This is a genomic window from Mycobacterium sp. TY814 (assembly GCF_030755175.1).
Classification (GTDB): domain Bacteria; phylum Actinomycetota; class Actinomycetes; order Mycobacteriales; family Mycobacteriaceae; genus Mycobacterium.
Genome location: NZ_JAUFRY010000001.1, coordinates 2,260,833 through 2,279,202, shown reverse-complemented (window position 1 = coordinate 2,279,202; position 18,370 = coordinate 2,260,833). Strand labels below are relative to the sequence as shown.

Here is an 18,370-nt window from a genome sequence, read left to right as displayed (position 1 = left end):
CGGCAGGGTCGTATCTCCCGGCCAAATCAACACCCGCGACGCGGCTACCGATCCCAACTTTCGTGTTCACGCAGATCGGGCACCTGTCGTCGTCGGTCAGGCGGCGCCTGCCTTGCGCAGGGCGGCGTCTGTCGCTTCGCGGATCGGGCCACGCCAGAGCGGCCCGTGGCCGGGTGCCAGAATCTCGGTCTCCACCTGCGCCAGTACCGACAGTGTCTTGATGCAGTTCTGTTGGCTGTAGCTGAAGATGGCGGGCAACAGCTGGGGCCCGTCGTGGCGAATGAGCGGATGGCCGGTGATCAGTGCGTCGCCGCTGGCCAGCACCCCGTCCACCAGATACGAGCAGTGACCGTTGGTGTGTCCGGGACTGAAGACAGGCTGCGGGTGGCCGGGCAGCCCGGCGGCGATGTCCGGTGTCAACGGCCGGGTGCCGGGGATCCCGTCGCGGATCAGCCCGCCGCTGCGCACCACGTGCACCGTCCACGCCGCCCACCGCGGCCGCCAAATGCGAAGTGCCAGATCGTGAATCGCCACTTGTTCGAGGTAGTCCCGCTTGGCGTGGCCGACCTCGTCAGCGTGGCAGTAGACCGGCGTGCCGTGCTCGGCGGCGAACCAGATCGCGGATCCCATGTGGTCGATGTGGGCATGGGTGAGCAGGATCGCCCGCACGTCGCCCGGCCCGTACCCCAGCGTGCGCAGCGAGGTCAGCACCTCCTCGCGGTCGCCCGGATAGCCGGCGTCGATCAGCATGACTCCGGTGTCGTCGGTGACCAGCGTCCAGTTGACCGCGGGGCCATGAGCGAGGTGGACCTTGTCGGTGATCTGAACAAGCTGTGTGTGCCCGGACATGGCTATCAGCCTAAAAGCCGCGAGGAGTAGAAAAGACTAGTGGCTGAACTGAAACTGGGATACAAGGCGTCCGCTGAACAATTCGCACCTCGTGAACTCGTGGAACTGGCCGTCCTCGCCGAAGGGCACGGCATGGACAGCGCCACCGTCAGCGATCACTTCCAGCCCTGGCGGCACAAGGGCGGGCACGCTCCGTTCTCGCTCGCCTGGATGACCGCCGTCGGCGAGCGCACCGAAAGGCTGCAGCTGGGCACCTCGGTGCTCACGCCGACTTTCCGGTACAACCCCGCTGTCATCGCGCAGGCGTTCGCCACCATGTCCTGCCTGTATCCGGGCCGTGTTTTCCTGGGGGTCGGCACCGGCGAGGCGCTCAACGAGATCGCCACCGGTTACGAGGGCGACTGGCCGGAGTTCAAGGAGCGCTTCGCCCGGCTGCGCGAGTCGGTGCGCCTGATGCGCGAGCTGTGGCGTGGTGACCGCGTCGACTTCGACGGCGAGTACTACCGCACCAAAGGCGCCTCCATCTACGACGTGCCCGAGAGCGGTGTGCCGGTCTACATCGCCGCTGGAGGTCCGGCGGTGGCCAAGTACGCCGGTCGCGCGGGCGACGGTTTCATCTGCACCTCCGGCAAGGGCGAGGAGCTCTACACCGAGAAGCTGATACCGGCCGTTTTGGAGGGTGCAGCGGCGGCGGGCAGATCTGACGACGACATCGACAAGATGATCGAAATCAAGATCTCCTACGACACCGATCCGGATCTGGCGCTGGAGAACACCAGGTTCTGGGCGCCGCTGTCGCTGAGCGCCGAGCAGAAGCACAGCATCGACGACCCGATCGAGATGGAGAAGGCCGCCGACGCGCTGCCCATCGAGCAGATCGCCAAGCGCTGGATCGTCGCCTCCGACCCCGACGAGGCCGTCGAGAAGGTCGGCCAGTACGTGTCGTGGGGTCTGAACCACCTGGTGTTCCATGCGCCGGGGCATGACCAGCGACGGTTCCTGGAGTTGTTCGAGAAGGACCTGGCACCGCGGCTCCGGAAACTTGGCTGACACGCCAGCCGTGCCCGCCTCCAGCATCTACATCGCGGCGCCGGAATCGGAGACCGGCAAGTCGACGATCGCGCTGGGGCTGATGCACCGGTTGGCCGCCACCGTCGCCAAAGTCGGTGTGTTCCGGCCCATTACGCGTCTCGATGGCGAGGACCGCGACTACATTCTGGAGCTGCTGCTCGAGCACTCCACGGCGGGCCTGACGTACGAACAGTGCGTCGGCGTCACCTACCAGCAACTGCACGACGACAGCGACGCCGCGATCGCCACCATCGTCGACGCCTACCACGCGGTGGCGGAGCACTGCGATGCGGTGGTGATCGTCGGGAGCGACTACACCGACGTCACCAGCCCGGCCGAACTCTCGGTTAACGCCCGCATCGCGGTCAATCTGGGCGCCCCGGTGCTGCTCACGGTGCGCGGCAAGGGTCGCACTCCCGACGAGGTCGCCAGCGTCGTCGAGGTGTGCCTGGCCGAACTGTCGGCTCAGCGGGCGCACACGGCAGCCGTCGTCGCGAACCGGTGCGAGCCGGATGAGATGCAGGCGGTCGCGGAGGCGCTCCGCAAATTCACGCCACGCGCCTACGTACTTCCCGAGGAGCCGTTGCTGGCCGCGCCGACGGTGGCCGAGCTGACCAGAGCGGTGAAAGGGACGACCGTTCGCGGTGACGAACAACTGGCCCAGCGCGAGGTGATGGGCGTCATGGTCGCCGGCATGACGGCCGACCACTGCCTCGAGCGGCTGCGCGAAGGGATGGCGGTGATCACCCCGGGCGACCGCTCGGACGTGGTGCTCGCGGTCGCCAGTGCCCATGCGGCGGATGGGTTTCCGTCGCTGTCATGCCTGATCCTCAACGGCGGGTTCGACCTGCACCCCTCGATCGCGGCCCTGGTCGCCGGGCTGCGGCTGCGGCTACCCATCATTGCTACCGCGCTGGGCACCTACGACACGGCCAGTGCGGCGGCCACGGCCCGCGGCCGGGTCACCGCCTCCTCGCAGCGCAAGATCGACACCGCACTGCAGCTGATGGACCGGCACGTCGACGTCGACGACCTGCTCGAGCAGCTCACCATCCCGATCCCGACGGTCATCACGCCGCAGATGTTCACCCACCAGTTGCAGGAGCGGGCCCGGGCGAACCGTCAGCGCATCGTGCTGCCCGAAGGCGAGGACGACCGGATCCTGCGCTCGGCCGGACGGCTGCTGCAGCGCTCCGTCGCCGACCTGACGATCCTCGGGGACGAATCCCAGGTGCGTTCGCGGGCAGCCGAACTCGGCGTCAGCCTGGACGACGCGACGGTGATCGACCCACGCAGCAGCGATCTGCACGAGCAGTTCGCCAAACAATACGCCGAGCTGCGCAAGGCCAAGGGTGTCACGCTCGAGCAGGCCCGCGAAGTCATGAACGACGCAACGTATTTCGGCACCATGCTGGTGTACAACGGCAAGGTCGACGGGATGGTGTCCGGTGCGGTGCACACCACCGCGCACACCGTGCGCCCGGCACTGCAGATCATCCGCACCGTGCCCGACGTGTCCACGGTCTCCAGCATTTTCCTGATGTGCCTGCCGGACCGCGTGCTGGCCTACGGCGACTGCGCCATCATCCCCAACCCGACCACCGAAGAGCTGGCCGACATTGCGATCTCCTCGGCGCGGACGGCCGCTCAGTTCGGCATCGAGCCGCGGGTGGCCATGCTGTCCTACTCGACCGGCGCCTCGGGATCCGGTGCCGATGTCGAGAAGGTCAGGAAGGCAACCGAATTGGTGCGCTCGCGGGATCCGCAGCTGCTCGTCGAGGGTCCCATCCAGTACGACGCCGCCGTCGACCCGTCGGTTGCGGCGACCAAGATGAGCGACTCGCCGGTGGCCGGCCGCGCTACCGTGCTGATCTTCCCCGACCTGAACACCGGCAACAACACCTACAAAGCGGTGCAGCGTTCCGCCGGGGCCATCGCGATCGGTCCGGTGCTGCAGGGCCTGCGCAAGCCGGTCAATGACCTGTCCCGGGGCGCGCTCGTCGAGGACATCGTCAACACCGTTGCCATCACCGCGATTCAGGCGCAGGGCATCCATGAGTGAGCGTCTGGTCCTGGTGGTGAACTCCGGATCCTCCTCGCTGAAGTTCCAGCTCGTCGACCCCGATTCCGGTGAATCACGCGCGGGCGGCACCGTCGAACAGATCGGCGAGCCCTCGTCGCCGATCCCCGACCACGAAGCGGCGCTGCGCCGCGCGTTCGAGATGCTGGACGACGACGGCATCGACCTGCAGCGGTGTGGGCTGGCGGCGGTCGGGCATCGAGTGGTGCACGGCGGCAACCATTTTCACCTTCCGACACTGCTGAACGACGAGGTGATCCGCGAGCTGGGCGAGCTGTCGCCGTTGGCCCCGCTGCACAATCCGCCCGCCGTGCAGGGCATCGAGGTGGCACGCAAGCTGCTGCCCGACGTCCCGCACATCGCGGTGTTCGACACGGCCTTCTTCCATCACCTGCCGGAGGCCGCCGCCACTTACGCCATCGACCGCGACCTCGCGCAGAAGTGGCAGATCCGCCGCTACGGATTCCACGGCACCTCACACGAATACGTCAGCCGTCAGGCCGCGGCCTTCCTGGGCAGGCCGCCCGGCGAACTGAACCAGATCGTGCTGCACCTGGGTAACGGCGCATCGGCGTCCGCCGTCGCGGGCGGACATCCGGTCGAGACGTCGATGGGGTTGACACCGCTGGAGGGCCTGGTGATGGGCACCCGCAGCGGCGACATCGACGCGGGCGTTTTCAGCTACCTGTGGCGCACAGCCAAGATGGACGTCGACGAGATCGAGTCAATGCTCAACAAGCGGTCCGGGGTGCTGGGCCTGTCCGGCGAGCGGGACTTCCGGCGGCTGCGGACGATGATCGAATCCGGCGATGCCGCAGCCAAATTGGCGTACGACGTGTTCATCCACCGGCTGCGCAAATACATCGGCGCCTACCTGGCTGTGCTCGGGCACACCGACGCAATCAGCTTCACCGCCGGGATCGGCGAGCACGATGCGATCGTGCGCCGGGATGCATTGGCGGGGCTGGACGAACTCGGAATAGAGCTCGACGAGCAACGCAATGCCGAGGCGGCTTCCGGGGCGCGCCTGATCTCGGCGGCTGATTCCCGGATCGCGGTGCTGGTGGTGCCGACCAACGAGGAACTCGCGATCGCCCGGGACTGCGTGAGCCTGCTATAGGAAACCCAGGCTGGTGCGGCCGGCGCCCACCGCGGGGACCGGATCGGTGCCGAGCGTCCGAACCAGCAGCTCGTGGTAGATGTCCCGAAAGTCTGTGCGGTACTTCAGGTCTCCGTGGTCAAGGTCGGTGAGGCTGGGCTCTTCGCCGTAGAATCCGCCTTTGACCGGGACACCGGCGACGAACACCGGCCCGGCGGTGCCGTGGTCGGTGCCCTGCGACGCGTTGGCGGCCACCCGGCGACCGAACTCCGAGTACGCGAGCACCACGACGTTGCGGCCGCACCGGTCGCCGGCCATCTGCTGCAGGAACGGGGTGAGGGCTTCGTCGAAGGTCTGCAGCAGCCGTTGCTGCGTGCCGCGTTCGTCGGCGTGGGTGTCGAAGCCCCCGAGGTGCACCATGTACACGCGTGCCGGCACCCGGGCCGTGATCGCGGCGGCCACCATGCCCAGCCGGCCGGCCAGAGCGTTGTCGGACTGGGCTGCCGTCAGGTTCTCGAACGCCGCGTCCGTCGACAGCGCGGCGCGATAGGACCGGCGGACCGCGGACATCGCTGGGGTGTCGCCGGGGTCGTCGGCGCTCAGGGTCTGGATGGTCGGCCGGAAAGCGTTGTCTCGGTGGCCGGTGTCCGTGGTGGACAGTGCTGCGGCGGTTTGCTTTTCGCCCACGGACAGCAGCGGCAGCACGCTGCCGACGCTCACCGCGCGCAGCGGATCGTCACCCGTGGCATCCAGCCAGCGCCCGATCCAGCCCGTGGCCACCGGCTCGGACGGCGACGCGGTCTGCCAGATGTCCATGGACCGGAAGTGGCTGTGATCGGGTTTGGGATAACCCACCCCGCGCACGATCGCGAGCTCCCGCTTGGTCCACAGCTCGGCCAGCCCCCGCATCGCCGGGTTGAGTCCCAGCCGGTCGTCGAGGTGCAACACGTCTTCGGCGGCGTAGGCCAGCTCCGGGCGGGCGTCGTGATAGGCGTTGTCGGCGTAGGGGATGAGAGTGTTGATGCCGTCGTTGCCGCCGTAGAGGGTGACGATCACCAGAACCCCGGCGTCGTCGGCCAGCGGTCGCTCCTGTGCCGCGTGCAGCAGGTCGTCCCAGCCGACCGCCACGGTGCCGGACAACAGGCCGAGCGCGCCGACGCCGGCCCCGGCTATCAGGAATTTGCGGCGGTTCACGAGGTCAGGTACTCCGGGGTGTTGACGGCCGCGGCGACCAGCTGCGCCGGTCTACGGACCAAGGGGCGCAATGCATCCGCAGAGCGGTCGGTCCACGCGCCCACACCGATCAGATATCCGACCGCGTCGATGCGGTCGCCGGCGGCGGTGCTTTCGATCGCCGACAGGTCCGCCGCGCGGGCGAGTTGAAGCGCGGCGCGCCAACGGGTGCGGGCCGACGCGGTGGACAGCCAGACCTGGCCCCGCGGCCAGCCGTTGACGTCGGTGGGGAAGAAGGGGCGCTGGCCCAGCGCCTTGAGCGTGCTCTCGATCAGCTTGTCGTGGTCGCCGGGATTCCCGAGCGCGCGGATCACCCCGATCAGCCACTCGACCGGGGTGTTGACGACGGTCGCGCGGCCGCCGGTGAACTCGTCGGCGGTGAGGACGGCGCGGGTCAGGGCCCTGAGGTCGCGCTGGGGTCCGTAGGCGGCGACGATGCGGTCCAGCGCCGACGGGGACGGCGGTTCGTCGGACACCAGTTGTTGCCACAGGCGCCCCGCAACGTGAGCCGCGGAGCCGGGGCGGGCCAGGACCGCATCGCAGAAACCGGCGGCGTCGAAGCCCGCGGTGACCCCGAAGAGGGTTTTGGGTCCGGGGTCGTGACGGCGGGCGGCTAACACCGCCCTTCCGTCGCTGATCGTCCACCCGGTCAGCGCACGTGCGCCTTCGCGCACGTCGTCCTCGGTGTAGCCGTTGCTGTGGCCGAGGGTGAACAGCTCCATGAATTCCCGGGCCAGGTTTTCGTTCGGGGCTTTGGCCGTGTTGAGTTGCCCGTCCAGCCAGCGCAGCATCGCGGCGTCGGTGAGCATCGTGTACGCCAGCGTGCGGAAGTCGCCCAGCTTCAGGGTGCGCAGCTTCTGATTCTGCGCCGCCATGTACGCCGCGATCCGCACCTTCTGCGCGGAAGTCGCAAAGTGGTTGTGCCACAACAGGGTCAGTTTCTCGTGTAGCGGCAGCTCGACGGCGGTCATGCGACGCAGCCACCACCGGGTCAGTTCGTCGTTCTGTTCGGAGAGCCGGCGCCGGTACTGCGTCCGCGCTGCTGTGGTCGCGCCTTTGCCGGGCGGTTGCGGGGGCGGCAGCGACAGTATGGGGGTGGCGAGCGCGCCGCGGTCGGCGTCGGGGTCGGTGGCCAGGGCGGCGTCTATGTAGCTCGACCAGTCCTGCGTGACGACCGCGTCGACCTCGGCGCCGGTGACGCCGAACCCGCTCCTGCGTAGGGCGCGGGCCGTCATGATCCACCGTGGGGACTGCCCGGCCATAGTGAACCACTGTCGCGTCCGAACCTATGTTTTCGCTGAGTGTGGCTGTGGATGCAGGTATGCGCCGCACCCGGGTGCAATGCGAGCGTGCCGGCATGAGCGATATCCCGGGCCCGTTCATCGGCAGCGAGGCTCTGGCGTGCGGAACGCTGAACTGGCATCAGCTGCGTAAGCGGTACTGGGCGGTGTTCCCGAACGTCTACGTGCCAAGAGGCCTGCAGCCCTCGCTGCAGCAGCGGATTGTCGCGGCGTGGCTGTGGTCGCGGCGGAAGGGGACGGTCGCGGGTGCGGCCGCAGCCGCATTACACGGTGCGAGGTGGATTCCTGACGACCTGCCGATCGAGCTGGTGCACCCCAACGCGCGGGCGCCGCATGGCGTGCTGACTCGGCGCGATGTGCTGCTCGACGGTGAAGTCCAGGTGCTCGGCGGCCTTGCCGTCACCACCGCGGAGCGCACCGCATTCGACATCGGCCGGCGCGGTGCCGTTCGGTCGGCGGTGGCGAGGCTCGATGCCCTAGCTCGCGCAACGGATTTCAAGACCGACGACGTAGTGACCATCGTGCAGCGGCATCCCGGCTCGCCCGGATTGCGGCGTTTGGAAACGGCGCTCGAGCTGGTTGACGCCGGGGCGCAGTCGCCGCGGGAGAGCTACCTGCGGCTGTTGCTCATCGATGCCGGTTTCCCGCGGCCGCAGACGCAGATTCCGGTACCGGGCGCCGACGGCTTTCCGGTGGCCTACCTGGATCTGGGCTGGCCGGAGTCGATGGTCGCGGTCGAATACGACGGAGATCAGCACCGTACCGACCGGCGGCAGTACGTGAAAGACATCAGGCGTCTGGAAATGCTCGAGCGGATGGGATGGATCGTCGTTCGCGTGGTCGCGGAGAACGATCCAGCCGCGATTGTGCGACGCGTCCGTGCTGCCCTCGAGGCGGCCGCGGAACGTTCGCGAGTGTGACTGTGCGCCTGCTGCTTTGACAGTGCGGCTACCGTCGAGATCCGCCAGGATTTCGACGGTAGCCGCACACTCGATGGAAAGGGAAAGCGGAAAATCAAAAGGCGGCCGACGCCCGCCCCGGCCTTCAGCGCCCGAATAGGCTTGGCGTGCTTGAGGAAAGAGCACACTCACTCGTAGGGCCGGGGTGCGGGCCGCTCGGCTGGGTCTATTGAGATGCCATCACCTGCCTTTCGCTGCTCGGTTGCACGGGTGTTCACGGGGAAGCCGGAGGGCTGCGCTGGACGGCACGCACCGGATATGCCGGTCCCCGCCGCGGCGTCAGCGGCATGGACGCCGACACCGGCGGCGCGGGCCGCCGGCGATCAACCGCCACGGCCGCACACAAGATCGCCTCGACCTCGGCCATCAGCTCGGCGACTTCAGGGTCCAAGGCGTCCAGGTCCAGCTCAGCCGGCATCAACAGACTGGTCATCGCCGGACCTCTCAGGCGTTGATGACCTGATGTCCGTTGCTCCGCCCGACCGCGATCTTGCGGGGTTTCGCCCTCTCGGCCACCGGAATTCGCAGCGTCAGCACTCCCGTGTCGTAGGACGCCTCGATCTTCTCGGTGTCGAGGTTGTCGCCCAGCACCAACTGACGACTGAAGACTCCGCGGGGACGTTCGCTGGCCAGCATCTCCCGGCCAGGGTCGATCTCGGGGCGTTCCGCCCGCACTGTGACCACGTTGCGCTCGATGTCGAGATCCAACGAATCCGCATCGATGCCGGGTAGGTCGAATTCCACGACGAATGTCGTGCCGTCACGCCACGCGTCCATCGGCATCACCGACGGACGGGACGCCGTCCCCGACACCGGCCGGGTGAAGCGTTCGAAGTCACGGAACGGATCGGTTCGCATCAGCATCGTCGCCACCTCCAACTCCTAATGTGGTGTCAAAGCCGAAGTAAATATGTGCCAAAAGGCATACATTTGAGATACCACGCCGAGCATCCGAACGCAAGACACTGATACCGACATTTTTCTCAATCCCGTTGCGCGCGTAGAAGTACGGGTCAGAACGTGCTGGTGGGCCGCACCTGGTTGGCCATGTCGACCAGGGTGTAGCGGTGGCGCTGCGTCGGGGCAACCCGAGCCAGGCTGCGCAGCGACGCCTCGACGCCCAGTCGCAGTCCGTGGTCGGTGAACGGGAACCCCAGGATGTGATTCGTGCTGGCTTGATTATTAGCCCGGTTGTCCTGCAGCCAGTCCATCGCGCCACCCAGGACCAGCGCGCGGATCTGCAACACCCGGGGCTCGGTGGGCGGCAGGGCTTCCACCCGGCGCGCGGCGTCGCGGATCTGCTCCTCGGTGATCTCGCTCTGGGATCGCCCGGACAACAGCGTCACCGCACTGGTCAGCCGTGCGGTGGTGAAATGCCTTGAGGTGGGCGGTACTTCGTCCAATGTCTGTACCGCTCCGCTGCGGTCGCCCAAAGCCGAACGGGCCCTGGCCAAGCCGAACGCGGCCGAGATCACGCCGTCGTTGGTGCCCCACACGGTCTGGTAGAACTTGTGCTCGTCCGGTTCGCCGGCCAGTTCGTAGGTGGCAGCCAGCGCGAGTTTGGGCGCCAGCTCGCCGGGGAAGGTGTCGAGCACCTCGGTGAAATTCTTGATCGCCGAGTCGTAGTCGCCGGTGAGCAGACCGGCCACCGCGCGGTACCAGACCAGCCGCCATTGCCAGCCGACCCGCTCGGCCAGATCCTCGAGTTTGCGGGTGGCCTTGCTGACGTCGCCCAGGTCCAGCAGGGCGCGCACCTCCATCAGTGGCAGCTCCACCGACTCGCTGAGGTCGGCTCCCTCGGCGTCCAGCGAGCCGTGGCGGGCCGCGCGCAGCGAATCCAGCGTCTGCACCGGCTGCGAGAGCACCGTCGCCTGCAGCACCGGGGCGGCCACGTCCGTCGGGTCGACCAACGGCACCGACAGCGCGGTGACGATCTCCTTGGCGGTCAGCTTCTCCGAGTGCACCTGGCCGTCCAGGTAGACGTCGGTGTGCGCCACCAGCAGGTCCACCCCGAACGTGGAGCGGCTGGGACTGAAGATCGTGGACAACCCGGGCCGCGGGATGCCGGTGTCCTGGGCCACCACCTCCCGCAGCACGCCCATCAGCTGGCCGGACATCTCCTCGGCGCTGGTGAACCGCCGTCGCGGATCGGGGTCGATCGCGCGGCGCAACAGCCGCGCGAACGAGTCGTACTGGGCGAGCACCGGATCGTCTTCGGGAAGTCCGTCGACGTAGCGGCCATTTCGGGTGCGCAGGCTCATCGTCAGGGCCGCCAGCGTGCGGCCCACGGTGTAGATGTCGGTGGCGACGGTGGGCCCCGTCCGCACGATCTCCGGAGCCTGATAGCCCGGCGTGCCGTAGAGGTAGCCGAACGAGTTGATCCGCGACACCGCGCCCAGGTCGATCAGCTTGAGCTGTTCTTCGGTGAGCATGATGTTCTCCGGCTTCAGGTCGTTGTAGACCAGGCCGATGGAGTGCAGATAGCTCAGGGCGGGAAGGATTTCCAGGATGTAGGCGATGGCCTCGGCGACCGGCAGGTTCTCGCCGCGGCCCCGCTTGAGCGACTGCCCGCCGATGTACTCCATGACGATGTAGCCGACGGGGTCGCCGTGCTTGTCGCTGTGTTCGACGAAGTTGAAGATCTGCACGATCGACGGGTGCACCACTTCGGCCAGGAACTGCCGCTCGGCCATCGCGATCGCCTGAGCCTCGGCGTCGCCGGAATGCACCAGACCCTTGAGCACCACCGGCCGGTCGTTGACGTTGTGGTCCAGCGCCAGGTAGACCCAGCCCAGGCCGCCGTGCGCGATGCAGCCCTTGACCTCATACTGACCGGCGATGATGTCGCCCGGATTCAATTGCGGCAGAAACGAATACGGGCTGCCGCAGTAGGGGCACCAGCCCTCGGAGGTGCCTTTGCCTTCCGAGCCGGAGCGGCCTACCGGCCGTCCGCAGTTCCAGCAGAAGCGCTTCGACTCCGGCACCACCGGGTTCTTCATCAACGCTTTGAGCGGATCGATGTCGGGGGTCCGCGGGATCTCCACCAGGCCGCCGCCCAGCTGGCGGACGGGTGGCAGCGCCCGGGTGGCGACCGACATCCGGTCCTGGGGCTGGGTGTCGACGCTGCCCAGCGAGATCGGGAAGTCGTCTTCATCGTCGTCGTCGAAGTCCGGCCGGAACAGTGCCTGGGTCGCCTGTGGCCGGCCGGTGGTCGCGGTCACCCCGGTCTGCGCCTCCTCCTGCTGGCCGACCGGCTGCGTGCCGGGAGACTCTTCTTCCTGGCCCAGTTCGTCCTCTTGCGCCGGCTTGCCCATCAGTCCACGTACCTCGGCTGCGGCGGCAGGGGGGCGGGGCCGAGCACCGTCAACCACTTGCGGTACAGCGTGTTCCAGGTGCCGTCGGTGCGGATCCGTTCCAGGGTGCCGTTGACGAACCGGACCAATCCGGTGTTGTCCAGATTGATGCCGATGCCGTAGGGCTGGGTGGCCATGTTCGGCCCGACGATGTGCAGGTAGGGGTCCTCTTCCACCAGGCCGGCCAGGATCGAGTCGTCGGTGCTCACCGCGTCGATCTGGCGCTGCTGCATCGCCACCAGGCAGTCGGCCCAGTTGACCACCGACACGATCACCGGCGGCGGCGTGATCTCGCGGATGCGGCGCAGCGAGGTGGTACCCCGGGCCACACAGACCCGCTTGCCGGACAGGTCGGACACCTTGGCGATCGCCGAGTCCCGCGGAGCCAGGATGCGCTGGTTGGCATCGAGGTACACGGTGGAGAAGTTCACCAGCTTGCGTCGCTCGCAGGTGATGGTCATGGTCTTGACGACGACGTCGACCTGTGACTTCTGCAGCGCCGTGATGCGCTCGTCGGCCGACAGGATGCGGTATTCGACGTGCGAAGGCCCGCCGAAGATGTCGCGCGCCACCTCGCCGGCGATGTCGACGTCGAAACCGGTGATCTCGCCCGTGATCGGGTCGCGGAAGCTGAACAGGTTGCTGCCGATGTCGAGGCCGACGATCAGCCGGCCACGGGCGCGGATGTTGGCCACCGCGGCGTCGGCATCGGGGCGGTTGGGGAACGGCCGCAGGCTGGCGGTCGGATTGCAGTCCTGGCTGGTGTTGTCCGGCGGCAGCGGGGCTTCCATCGGCAGCTCCTGCATTCCGACCGGAGTCGGCAGCGGCAGCGTGGGCGTCACCTCGACCTTCAGTGGCTCGGAGTGCCCGCAACCGGCCAGCAGGATCGCCGAGGCAATCAGCGCGGCGGCCCGGCGCGCAATCACCGGTACTCCTTCAACCGGGGCCACAGGCCCAGCGCCACCGCGATCGCCGCGCCCAGGCTGAGCACCACCGCGCCGACCTGCGCCCCGGCCAGGCCGCGTTTGGCGTTCAGGACGTCGTTGCGCAGGTGGTTGCGACTCTGCTCCATCGCCTTGGTCAGGGCTTCGTCCAGTTTGTCGAAGGCGGGGGTGGAGTCGTCCTCGCCTTTGCCGAGCGCGACCTGGGTGGCGGCACGGTAGTTCCCCACCGAGATGTAGGCGTTGATCCGGTCGTTGGCCTGCTGCCAGCGCACCAGCAGCTGGTCGGCGCCCTGCAGGTCGGGCTTGTCGACGGCGTCGCGCCGCGCCATGTAGGCGTCCAGCTGGTGGTGCATGGCATCGATGCGCTGGTAGAAAGCCTGCTTGCGGACCTCTTCGTCGCCGCGCCGGATCAGCGACAGCGTCTCGTCGGCCCGGGCCTGCTGGGCGGTGATGGCCAGGTTGGTCACGGTCTTGAGCGACTCGGCCGCCGTGTCCTTGGCGCTGCGGCTGGCCGTCGTCGAGATTGTCAGTGCCGTCCCCACCCAGACCACCATGATGAGAATACCGAGACCGCCCACGACCAGGCCCGGATTGACCCGTCGCCGGGTGCGCCGGGCCAGCCAGCGATGGGCGAACGCGCCGAACGCGACCGTGGTGGTGACGACGAGGATGACGGGCGCCGGGATCTGCGTGGACGCCGTGGTCTCGCTGTCCACCCGGGCCGAAGTCGCCTGATAGAGCTGCTGGGCGTCGGGCAGGATCCGGGACTGCATCAGCCCTGAGGCCTCCGACAGGTACGACGAGCCGACCGGGTTGCCCGCCCGGTTGTTGGTGCGGGCGATTTCGACCAGCCCGGTATAGACGGCCAGTTCGGCGTTGATCCGGCCCAGCAGCTGCACCAGGGTCTCGTCGGTCAAGCCGCTGGAGGCGCGCGTCACCGCGACCGCCGCGTCGGTGATGGCCTGCTCGTAGCGCAGTCGCACGGCCCGCGGCTCGGTCTGGGCGATGAACGCCGTGGCGGCCGCGGCGTCGGCCACCGACAGCGTGGTGTAGAGCCGGCCGGCCGCAAACGACAGCGGCTCGGTGTGTTCGAGCACGGTGGCCAGCACCTGCTGGCGATGGTTGATCGTGGTGGAGGTGGCGAACGCACTCGACACGCCCAGAGCGGCCAGCACGATGCCGATGGTCAGGATGCGCCCGGGCGTGGTGGAGATGAACCACCAGCGTGGATGGGCCGGTTCGGCGGGCGAGCGCGATCCCATCGGCTCGGTCGACGGATGCGCCAGCTCAACCGTCACGTCTGCTCGGACCTCATCTCGGCCATATTACGAACCCGTATAAGCGAATTCTAAGAGCATCTCGCGGCGGATGGGGGGAGGCGTGACCAATTACCTAACCGGGGTCGCGTGCATATCCTGAATCCGTGCAGGGCGACGGTGACGGGTGGGTGATCTCCGAGCGCGGCGCCCATTACTGGGGCCGCTATGGCGCGGCCGGCTTGCTACTGCGGGCACCGCTGCCGGACGGGACCCCCGCGGTCCTGCTGCAGCACCGGGCGGTGTGGAGCCATCAGGGCGGTACCTGGGGTCTGCCGGGAGGTGCCCGGGACAGTCACGAGACCCCCGAGCAGACCGCGGTGCGGGAGGCGCAGGAGGAGGCGGGCCTGGTGGCCGAGCGGCTGACGGTGCGCACCACGTTGGTGACCGCGGAAGTCGCGGGCGTGGGCGGCACGCTGTGGAGTTACACCACCGTGGTCGCCGACGCGGGGGAGTTGCTGGCGACCGTCCCCAACCGGGAAAGCGCGGAGCTGCGCTGGGTGGGCGAGGACGAGGTGGCCGGATTGCCGCTGCATCCGGGATTCGCGGCGAGCTGGGACCGGCTGCGCACCGTGCTTGCCAGCCTGCCGCTGGCGCGCTGAGAGTGAATCTGGCGACGCGACACGCCGCTGGTGCGTCGCCAGATTCACTCTGGGCGCGTGGTCAGTGCCCGTTTGAGCTGTTCGGCGGCGGCTTTCGGATCGGCAGCCGCGGTGATGGCGCGCACCACCACGACGCGGCGGGCTCCGGCGGCCAGCACCTCCGGCAGCCGTTGGGAGTCGATGCCGCCGATGGCGAACCAGGGCTTGTCGGTGCCCAGGTCGGCAGCGGCGCGAACCAGGTCCAGCCCCGGTGCCGGGCGTCCCAGTTTGGTGGGGGTGGGCCAGCAGGGCCCGACGCAAAAATAGTCGACTGCGGAAGCGGCCGCCGCTGCTGCCTCGCCGGCGTCGTGGCTGGACCGGCCGATCAGGGTGCCGGGTCCGACGATGTCCCGGGCGATGTTCAGGGGCAGGTCGCGCTGACCGAGGTGCAGCACGTCGGCGCCGGCGGCGCGGGCGATATCGGCGCGGTCGTTGACCGCGAACAGGGCGCCGTGCCGGCGGGCCGCAGCGGCCAGGATTTCGCAGGCTGCCAGCTCGTCGAGTGCCTCCAGCGGGCCGAACCGGCGTTCGCCGGGCGAGCCCTTGTCCCGCAGCTGGATGATGTCGACCCCGCCGGCCAGGGCGGCGTCGGCGAATTCGGCCAGGTCGCCGCGCTCGCGGCGCGCGTCGGTGCACAGGTACAGCCGTGCCGTGACGAGACGGGAAAGGGGGTCCTGCACACCGCGACGTTAGCGCGCTAGCGTGGAGTCTGAAGAACACACGGGAGTCCCGGGCACCAGCGGGGCTGAGAGTGGGCACTGCGGACCTGCCCTTACCGTCACACCTGATCCGGGTCATGCCGGCGAAGGGAGCACAGGATGCCGGATTCGGTCGCCGTGATCGGCGGCGGCGTCATCGGGCTGTCAGTGGCGCGCCGCGCGGCCCGGGCCGGCTTGCCGGTGACGGTGCACCGCAGTCAGGAACCGGGTGCCTCCTGGGTGGCCGGCGGGATGCTCGCGCCGCACAGCGAAGGCTGGCCCGGTGAGGAACGGCTGCTGCGGCTGGGTCTGGAGTCGCTGCGGCTGTGGCGCGAAGGCTTCCTGGACGGGCTGGACCCGGCGGTGGTGACCGCACGCGAATCGCTGGTGGTGGCCGTCGACCGGGCCGACGTCGCCGATCTGCGCACCGTGGCCGACTGGTTGTCGCAGCAGGGCCACCCCGTGGTGTGGGAGTCGGCCGCCCGCGACGTGGAACCGCTACTGGCGCAAGGCATCCGGCATGGTTTCCAGGCACCCACCGAGCTGGCGGTGGACAACCGGGCCGTCGTCGAGGCGCTGGCCCGGGACTGCGAGCGGCTCGGCGTCCGGTGGGCGGCACCCGTCGGCGACCTGCGTGCGGCGGACGGCGACACGGTGGTGATCGCCAACGGGATCGATGCGCCCTCATTGTGGCCCGGCCTGCAGGTGCGTCCGGTCAAGGGCGAAGTGCTGCGGTTGCGCTGGCGCAAGGGCTGTATGCCGTTGCTGGGCCGGGTGGTTCGGGCCCGCGTGCACGGGCGTCAGGTTTACCTGGTGCCGCGGGCGGACGGCGTGGTGGTGGGTGCCACCCAGTACGAGCACGGCAGGGACACCGCGCCGGTGGTGTCGGGCGTACGTGACCTGCTCGACGACGCGTGCGCGGTGATGCCGGCGCTCGGCGAGTACGAGTTGGCCGAATGTGCTGCTGGCCTGCGGCCGATGACGCCCGATAACCTGCCCATTGTGCGGCGACTCGACGAGCGGACCCTGGTGGCCGCCGGCCACGGCCGGTCGGGCTTCCTGCTGGCCCCGTGGACCGCCGAACGAATTGTGGCCGAACTCCTTCCGGTGGGGGCCAGTTCATGATCGTGGTGGTCAACGAGCAACAGGTCGAGGTGGACGACCGAACCACGGTGGGCGCTCTGCTGACCTCGCTGGGTTTTCCGGAGCGCGGTGTCGCGGTCGCGATGGGCGACGCGGTGCTGCCCCGTTCATCCTGGGCCACAACGCTTTTCGATGGCGCGCGATTAGAGGTGGTGACGGCGGTGCAAGGTGGTTGACCATAAACTGACGATCGCGGACCGCAGCTTCGCGTCCCGGCTCATCATGGGCACCGGCGGGGCGACCAGCCTGTCGGTGCTGGAGGAGGCGCTGATCGCCTCCGGAACCGAGTTGACCACCGTGGCGATTCGCCGGGTCGACGCCGAGGGCGGCACCGGGCTGCTCGACCTGCTCAACCGGTTGGGCATCACCCCGCTGCCCAACACCGCCGGGTGCCGCAGCGCCGCCGAGGCCGTGCTGACCGCCCAACTTGCCCGCGAGGCGCTGGACACCAACTGGGTCAAGCTCGAAGTGATCTCCGACGAGCGCACATTACTGCCCGATGCGGTCGAATTGGTGTGTGCCGCAGAACAATTGGTCGATGACGGGTTTGTGGTCCTGCCCTACACCAACGACGACCCGGCGCTGGCCCGACGGCTCGAGGACACCGGTTGCGCGGCGGTGATGCCGCTGGGCTCGCCGATCGGCACCGGGCTCGGCATCACCAATCCGCACAACATCGAGATGATCGTCGCCCGGGCCGGTGTCCCGGTGGTGCTGGATGCGGGAATCGGAACCGCCAGCGACGCGGCGCTGGCGATGGAATTGGGTTGTGACGCCGTGCTGTTGGCCACCGCGGTCACTCGCGCCACCGACCCGCCGGCGATGGCCGCGGCGATGGCCGCCGGGGTCACCGCGGGTTTTCTGGCGCGCCGCGCCGGGCGGATCCCGAAGCGCTTCTGGGCCCAAGCTTCCAGTCCCGCCAAATGAATCGCTATGTTGCGCTGGGTAGTTCGATGGCCGCCGGTCCCGGTATCCGGCCGCGTGCCGACGGTGCGCCATGGCGGTCGGGCCGCTCGGCGCGCAACTATCCGCATCTGGTCGCCACCCGTGCCGGCCTCGAGTTGACCGACGTCACCTACTCGGGGGCCACCACCGAACATGTGCTGGCGGAACGGCAGAACGGTGCGCCGCCGCAGCTCGCGGCGCTGGACGGATCGGAAGCGCTGGTGACGGTCACCATCGGCGGCAATGACGTCGGCTATGTGCCGTTGCTGATGGCGGCCTCACTGCCGTCGGTCACCCGGCATCTGCCGCTGATCGGCGGCCGCATCAGCGATCTGCTGGACCGCGATGCCCGCGAGCTGGCACTGGGCCGGGTGTTCGACTCGCTGTGCGAGGTGGGCCGCTCCATCCGTGGGCGAGCCCCGCGGGCCCGGGTACTGTTCGTCGACTACCTCACGCTGCTGCCGCCCGCCGGGCAGGCGGCGCCGCCGCTGTCTGGCGAACATGCCGATCTGGGCCGGCATGTGGCCGCCACTCTCGAGCATCTGACGGCAAAGGCCGCCGCGGCGACCGACTGTGAAGTCGTGTCCGCCGCGGCGGCCAGCCGCGATCATCATGCGTGGTCGCGACAACCCTGGACGGTGAAATCCGGTGTGCCGCTGCCGGGTCGGCCGGCTCCCTTACATCCCAACGAGGCGGGGATGCGGGCGGTCGCTGACCTGATAGTGAGCCGGCTGTAAC

Annotated in this window: 18 protein-coding genes and 1 riboswitch; of the genes, 9 read left to right on the top strand and 9 right to left on the bottom strand. The window is 68.6% G+C overall.

The annotated features are described in order from the left end of the window. Nucleotides 1–96: 96 nt before the first annotated feature. Nucleotides 97–849, bottom strand: coding sequence for an MBL fold metallo-hydrolase (locus tag QXH22_RS10150; RefSeq protein ID WP_306242762.1), 753 nt, complete (start codon nucleotides 847–849; stop codon nucleotides 97–99). 39 nt (nucleotides 850–888) lie between these two features. Between QXH22_RS10150 and fgd the strand changes: the two genes are divergently transcribed. Genes fgd through QXH22_RS10135 form a run of 3 tightly spaced genes read left to right on the top strand, consistent with a single transcriptional unit; the run spans nucleotide 889 to nucleotide 5,120 of the window. Beyond that, nucleotides 889–1,899, top strand: coding sequence for a glucose-6-phosphate dehydrogenase (coenzyme-F420) (fgd, locus tag QXH22_RS10145; protein WP_306242760.1), 1,011 nt, complete (start codon nucleotides 889–891; stop codon nucleotides 1,897–1,899). 10 nt (nucleotides 1,900–1,909) lie between these two features. Next, on the top strand, nucleotides 1,910–3,982 hold the full coding sequence (gene pta / locus QXH22_RS10140; RefSeq protein WP_306275484.1) for a phosphate acetyltransferase: 2,073 nt from the start codon (nucleotides 1,910–1,912) through the stop codon (nucleotides 3,980–3,982). Then, complete coding sequence (locus QXH22_RS10135; protein ID WP_306242756.1) at nucleotides 3,975–5,120, top strand: acetate kinase; 1,146 nt, start codon at nucleotides 3,975–3,977, stop codon at nucleotides 5,118–5,120. Before pta ends, QXH22_RS10135 begins: the two co-directional genes overlap by 8 nt. Here the strand turns inward: QXH22_RS10135 and QXH22_RS10130 are convergent. Next, on the bottom strand, nucleotides 5,115–6,293 hold the full coding sequence (locus QXH22_RS10130; protein ID WP_306275483.1) for a DUF1501 domain-containing protein: 1,179 nt from the start codon (nucleotides 6,291–6,293) through the stop codon (nucleotides 5,115–5,117). The two genes, QXH22_RS10135 and QXH22_RS10130, sit on opposite strands and share 6 nt — an antisense overlap. Continuing rightward, complete coding sequence (locus tag QXH22_RS10125) at nucleotides 6,290–7,594, bottom strand: DUF1800 domain-containing protein (protein WP_306275482.1); 1,305 nt, start codon at nucleotides 7,592–7,594, stop codon at nucleotides 6,290–6,292. Before QXH22_RS10125 ends, QXH22_RS10130 begins: the two co-directional genes overlap by 4 nt. 95 nt (nucleotides 7,595–7,689) lie before the next feature. Here QXH22_RS10125 and QXH22_RS10120 point away from each other — a divergent pair, with 95 nt between their 5' ends. Further along, nucleotides 7,690–8,553 carry a hypothetical protein gene (locus QXH22_RS10120; RefSeq protein ID WP_306275481.1) on the top strand — a complete coding sequence of 288 codons (864 nt, stop codon included), beginning with the start codon at nucleotides 7,690–7,692 and terminating at the stop codon, nucleotides 8,551–8,553. A 253-nt stretch (nucleotides 8,554–8,806) separates the two neighbouring features. Here the strand turns inward: QXH22_RS10120 and QXH22_RS10115 are convergent, their stop codons facing one another. The 5 genes from QXH22_RS10115 to glnX form a co-directional block, all read right to left on the bottom strand. After that, nucleotides 8,807–9,025: a hypothetical protein gene (locus QXH22_RS10115; protein ID WP_306242748.1), complete on the bottom strand. Its 219-nt coding sequence runs from the start codon at nucleotides 9,023–9,025 to the stop codon at nucleotides 8,807–8,809. Between the two features lie 11 nt (nucleotides 9,026–9,036). After that, nucleotides 9,037–9,456 carry an Hsp20/alpha crystallin family protein gene (locus QXH22_RS10110; RefSeq protein ID WP_306244473.1) on the bottom strand — a complete coding sequence of 140 codons (420 nt, stop codon included), beginning with the start codon at nucleotides 9,454–9,456 and terminating at the stop codon, nucleotides 9,037–9,039. Nucleotides 9,457–9,605: 149 nt separating this feature from the next. Next, nucleotides 9,606–11,906 carry a serine/threonine-protein kinase PknG gene (locus tag QXH22_RS10105; protein ID WP_306242746.1) on the bottom strand — a complete coding sequence of 767 codons (2,301 nt, stop codon included), beginning with the start codon at nucleotides 11,904–11,906 and terminating at the stop codon, nucleotides 9,606–9,608. Then, nucleotides 11,906–12,871, bottom strand: a complete 966-nt coding sequence (locus tag QXH22_RS10100; RefSeq protein WP_306275480.1) for a glutamate ABC transporter substrate-binding protein — start codon at nucleotides 12,869–12,871, stop codon at nucleotides 11,906–11,908. The genes QXH22_RS10105 and QXH22_RS10100 overlap by 1 nt, the downstream gene beginning before the upstream one ends. After that, on the bottom strand, nucleotides 12,868–14,187 hold the full coding sequence (glnX, locus tag QXH22_RS10095; protein ID WP_306242742.1) for a protein kinase G-activating protein GlnX: 1,320 nt from the start codon (nucleotides 14,185–14,187) through the stop codon (nucleotides 12,868–12,870). The genes QXH22_RS10100 and glnX overlap by 4 nt, the downstream gene beginning before the upstream one ends. 125 nt (nucleotides 14,188–14,312) lie before the next feature. Here glnX and QXH22_RS10090 point away from each other — a divergent pair, with 125 nt between their 5' ends. Continuing rightward, nucleotides 14,313–14,807: an NUDIX hydrolase gene (locus tag QXH22_RS10090; RefSeq protein ID WP_306275479.1), complete on the top strand. Its 495-nt coding sequence runs from the start codon at nucleotides 14,313–14,315 to the stop codon at nucleotides 14,805–14,807. Nucleotides 14,808–14,851: 44 nt separating this feature from the next. Here the strand turns inward: QXH22_RS10090 and thiE are convergent, their stop codons facing one another. Continuing rightward, nucleotides 14,852–15,526, bottom strand: a complete 675-nt coding sequence (thiE, locus tag QXH22_RS10085) for a thiamine phosphate synthase (RefSeq protein ID WP_306275478.1) — start codon at nucleotides 15,524–15,526, stop codon at nucleotides 14,852–14,854. A gap of 30 nt (nucleotides 15,527–15,556) precedes the next feature. Then, nucleotides 15,557–15,674: riboswitch (TPP riboswitch) on the top strand. On the opposite strand from thiE, the gene thiO reads away from it, so the two are divergent. The 4 genes from thiO (at nucleotide 15,665) to QXH22_RS10065 (ending at nucleotide 18,369) form a co-directional block, all read left to right on the top strand. Further along, nucleotides 15,665–16,669 carry a glycine oxidase ThiO gene (thiO, locus tag QXH22_RS10080; RefSeq protein WP_306275477.1) on the top strand — a complete coding sequence of 335 codons (1,005 nt, stop codon included), beginning with the start codon at nucleotides 15,665–15,667 and terminating at the stop codon, nucleotides 16,667–16,669. Its footprint overlaps the riboswitch before it by 10 nt. Then, nucleotides 16,666–16,863 (top strand): sulfur carrier protein ThiS, encoded by a 198-nt coding sequence (gene thiS, locus QXH22_RS10075; protein WP_306242734.1) that lies wholly within the window; start codon nucleotides 16,666–16,668, stop codon nucleotides 16,861–16,863. Before thiO ends, thiS begins: the two co-directional genes overlap by 4 nt. After that, nucleotides 16,856–17,614 carry a thiazole synthase gene (locus tag QXH22_RS10070; protein ID WP_306275475.1) on the top strand — a complete coding sequence of 253 codons (759 nt, stop codon included), beginning with the start codon at nucleotides 16,856–16,858 and terminating at the stop codon, nucleotides 17,612–17,614. The genes thiS and QXH22_RS10070 overlap by 8 nt, the downstream gene beginning before the upstream one ends. Continuing rightward, the gene (locus QXH22_RS10065) at nucleotides 17,611–18,369 is read left to right on the top strand and encodes an SGNH/GDSL hydrolase family protein (protein WP_306242731.1); all 759 of its coding nucleotides are present in this window, start codon (nucleotides 17,611–17,613) and stop codon (nucleotides 18,367–18,369) included. The genes QXH22_RS10070 and QXH22_RS10065 overlap by 4 nt, the downstream gene beginning before the upstream one ends. The last annotated feature ends 1 nt before the right edge of the window (nucleotide 18,370 follow it).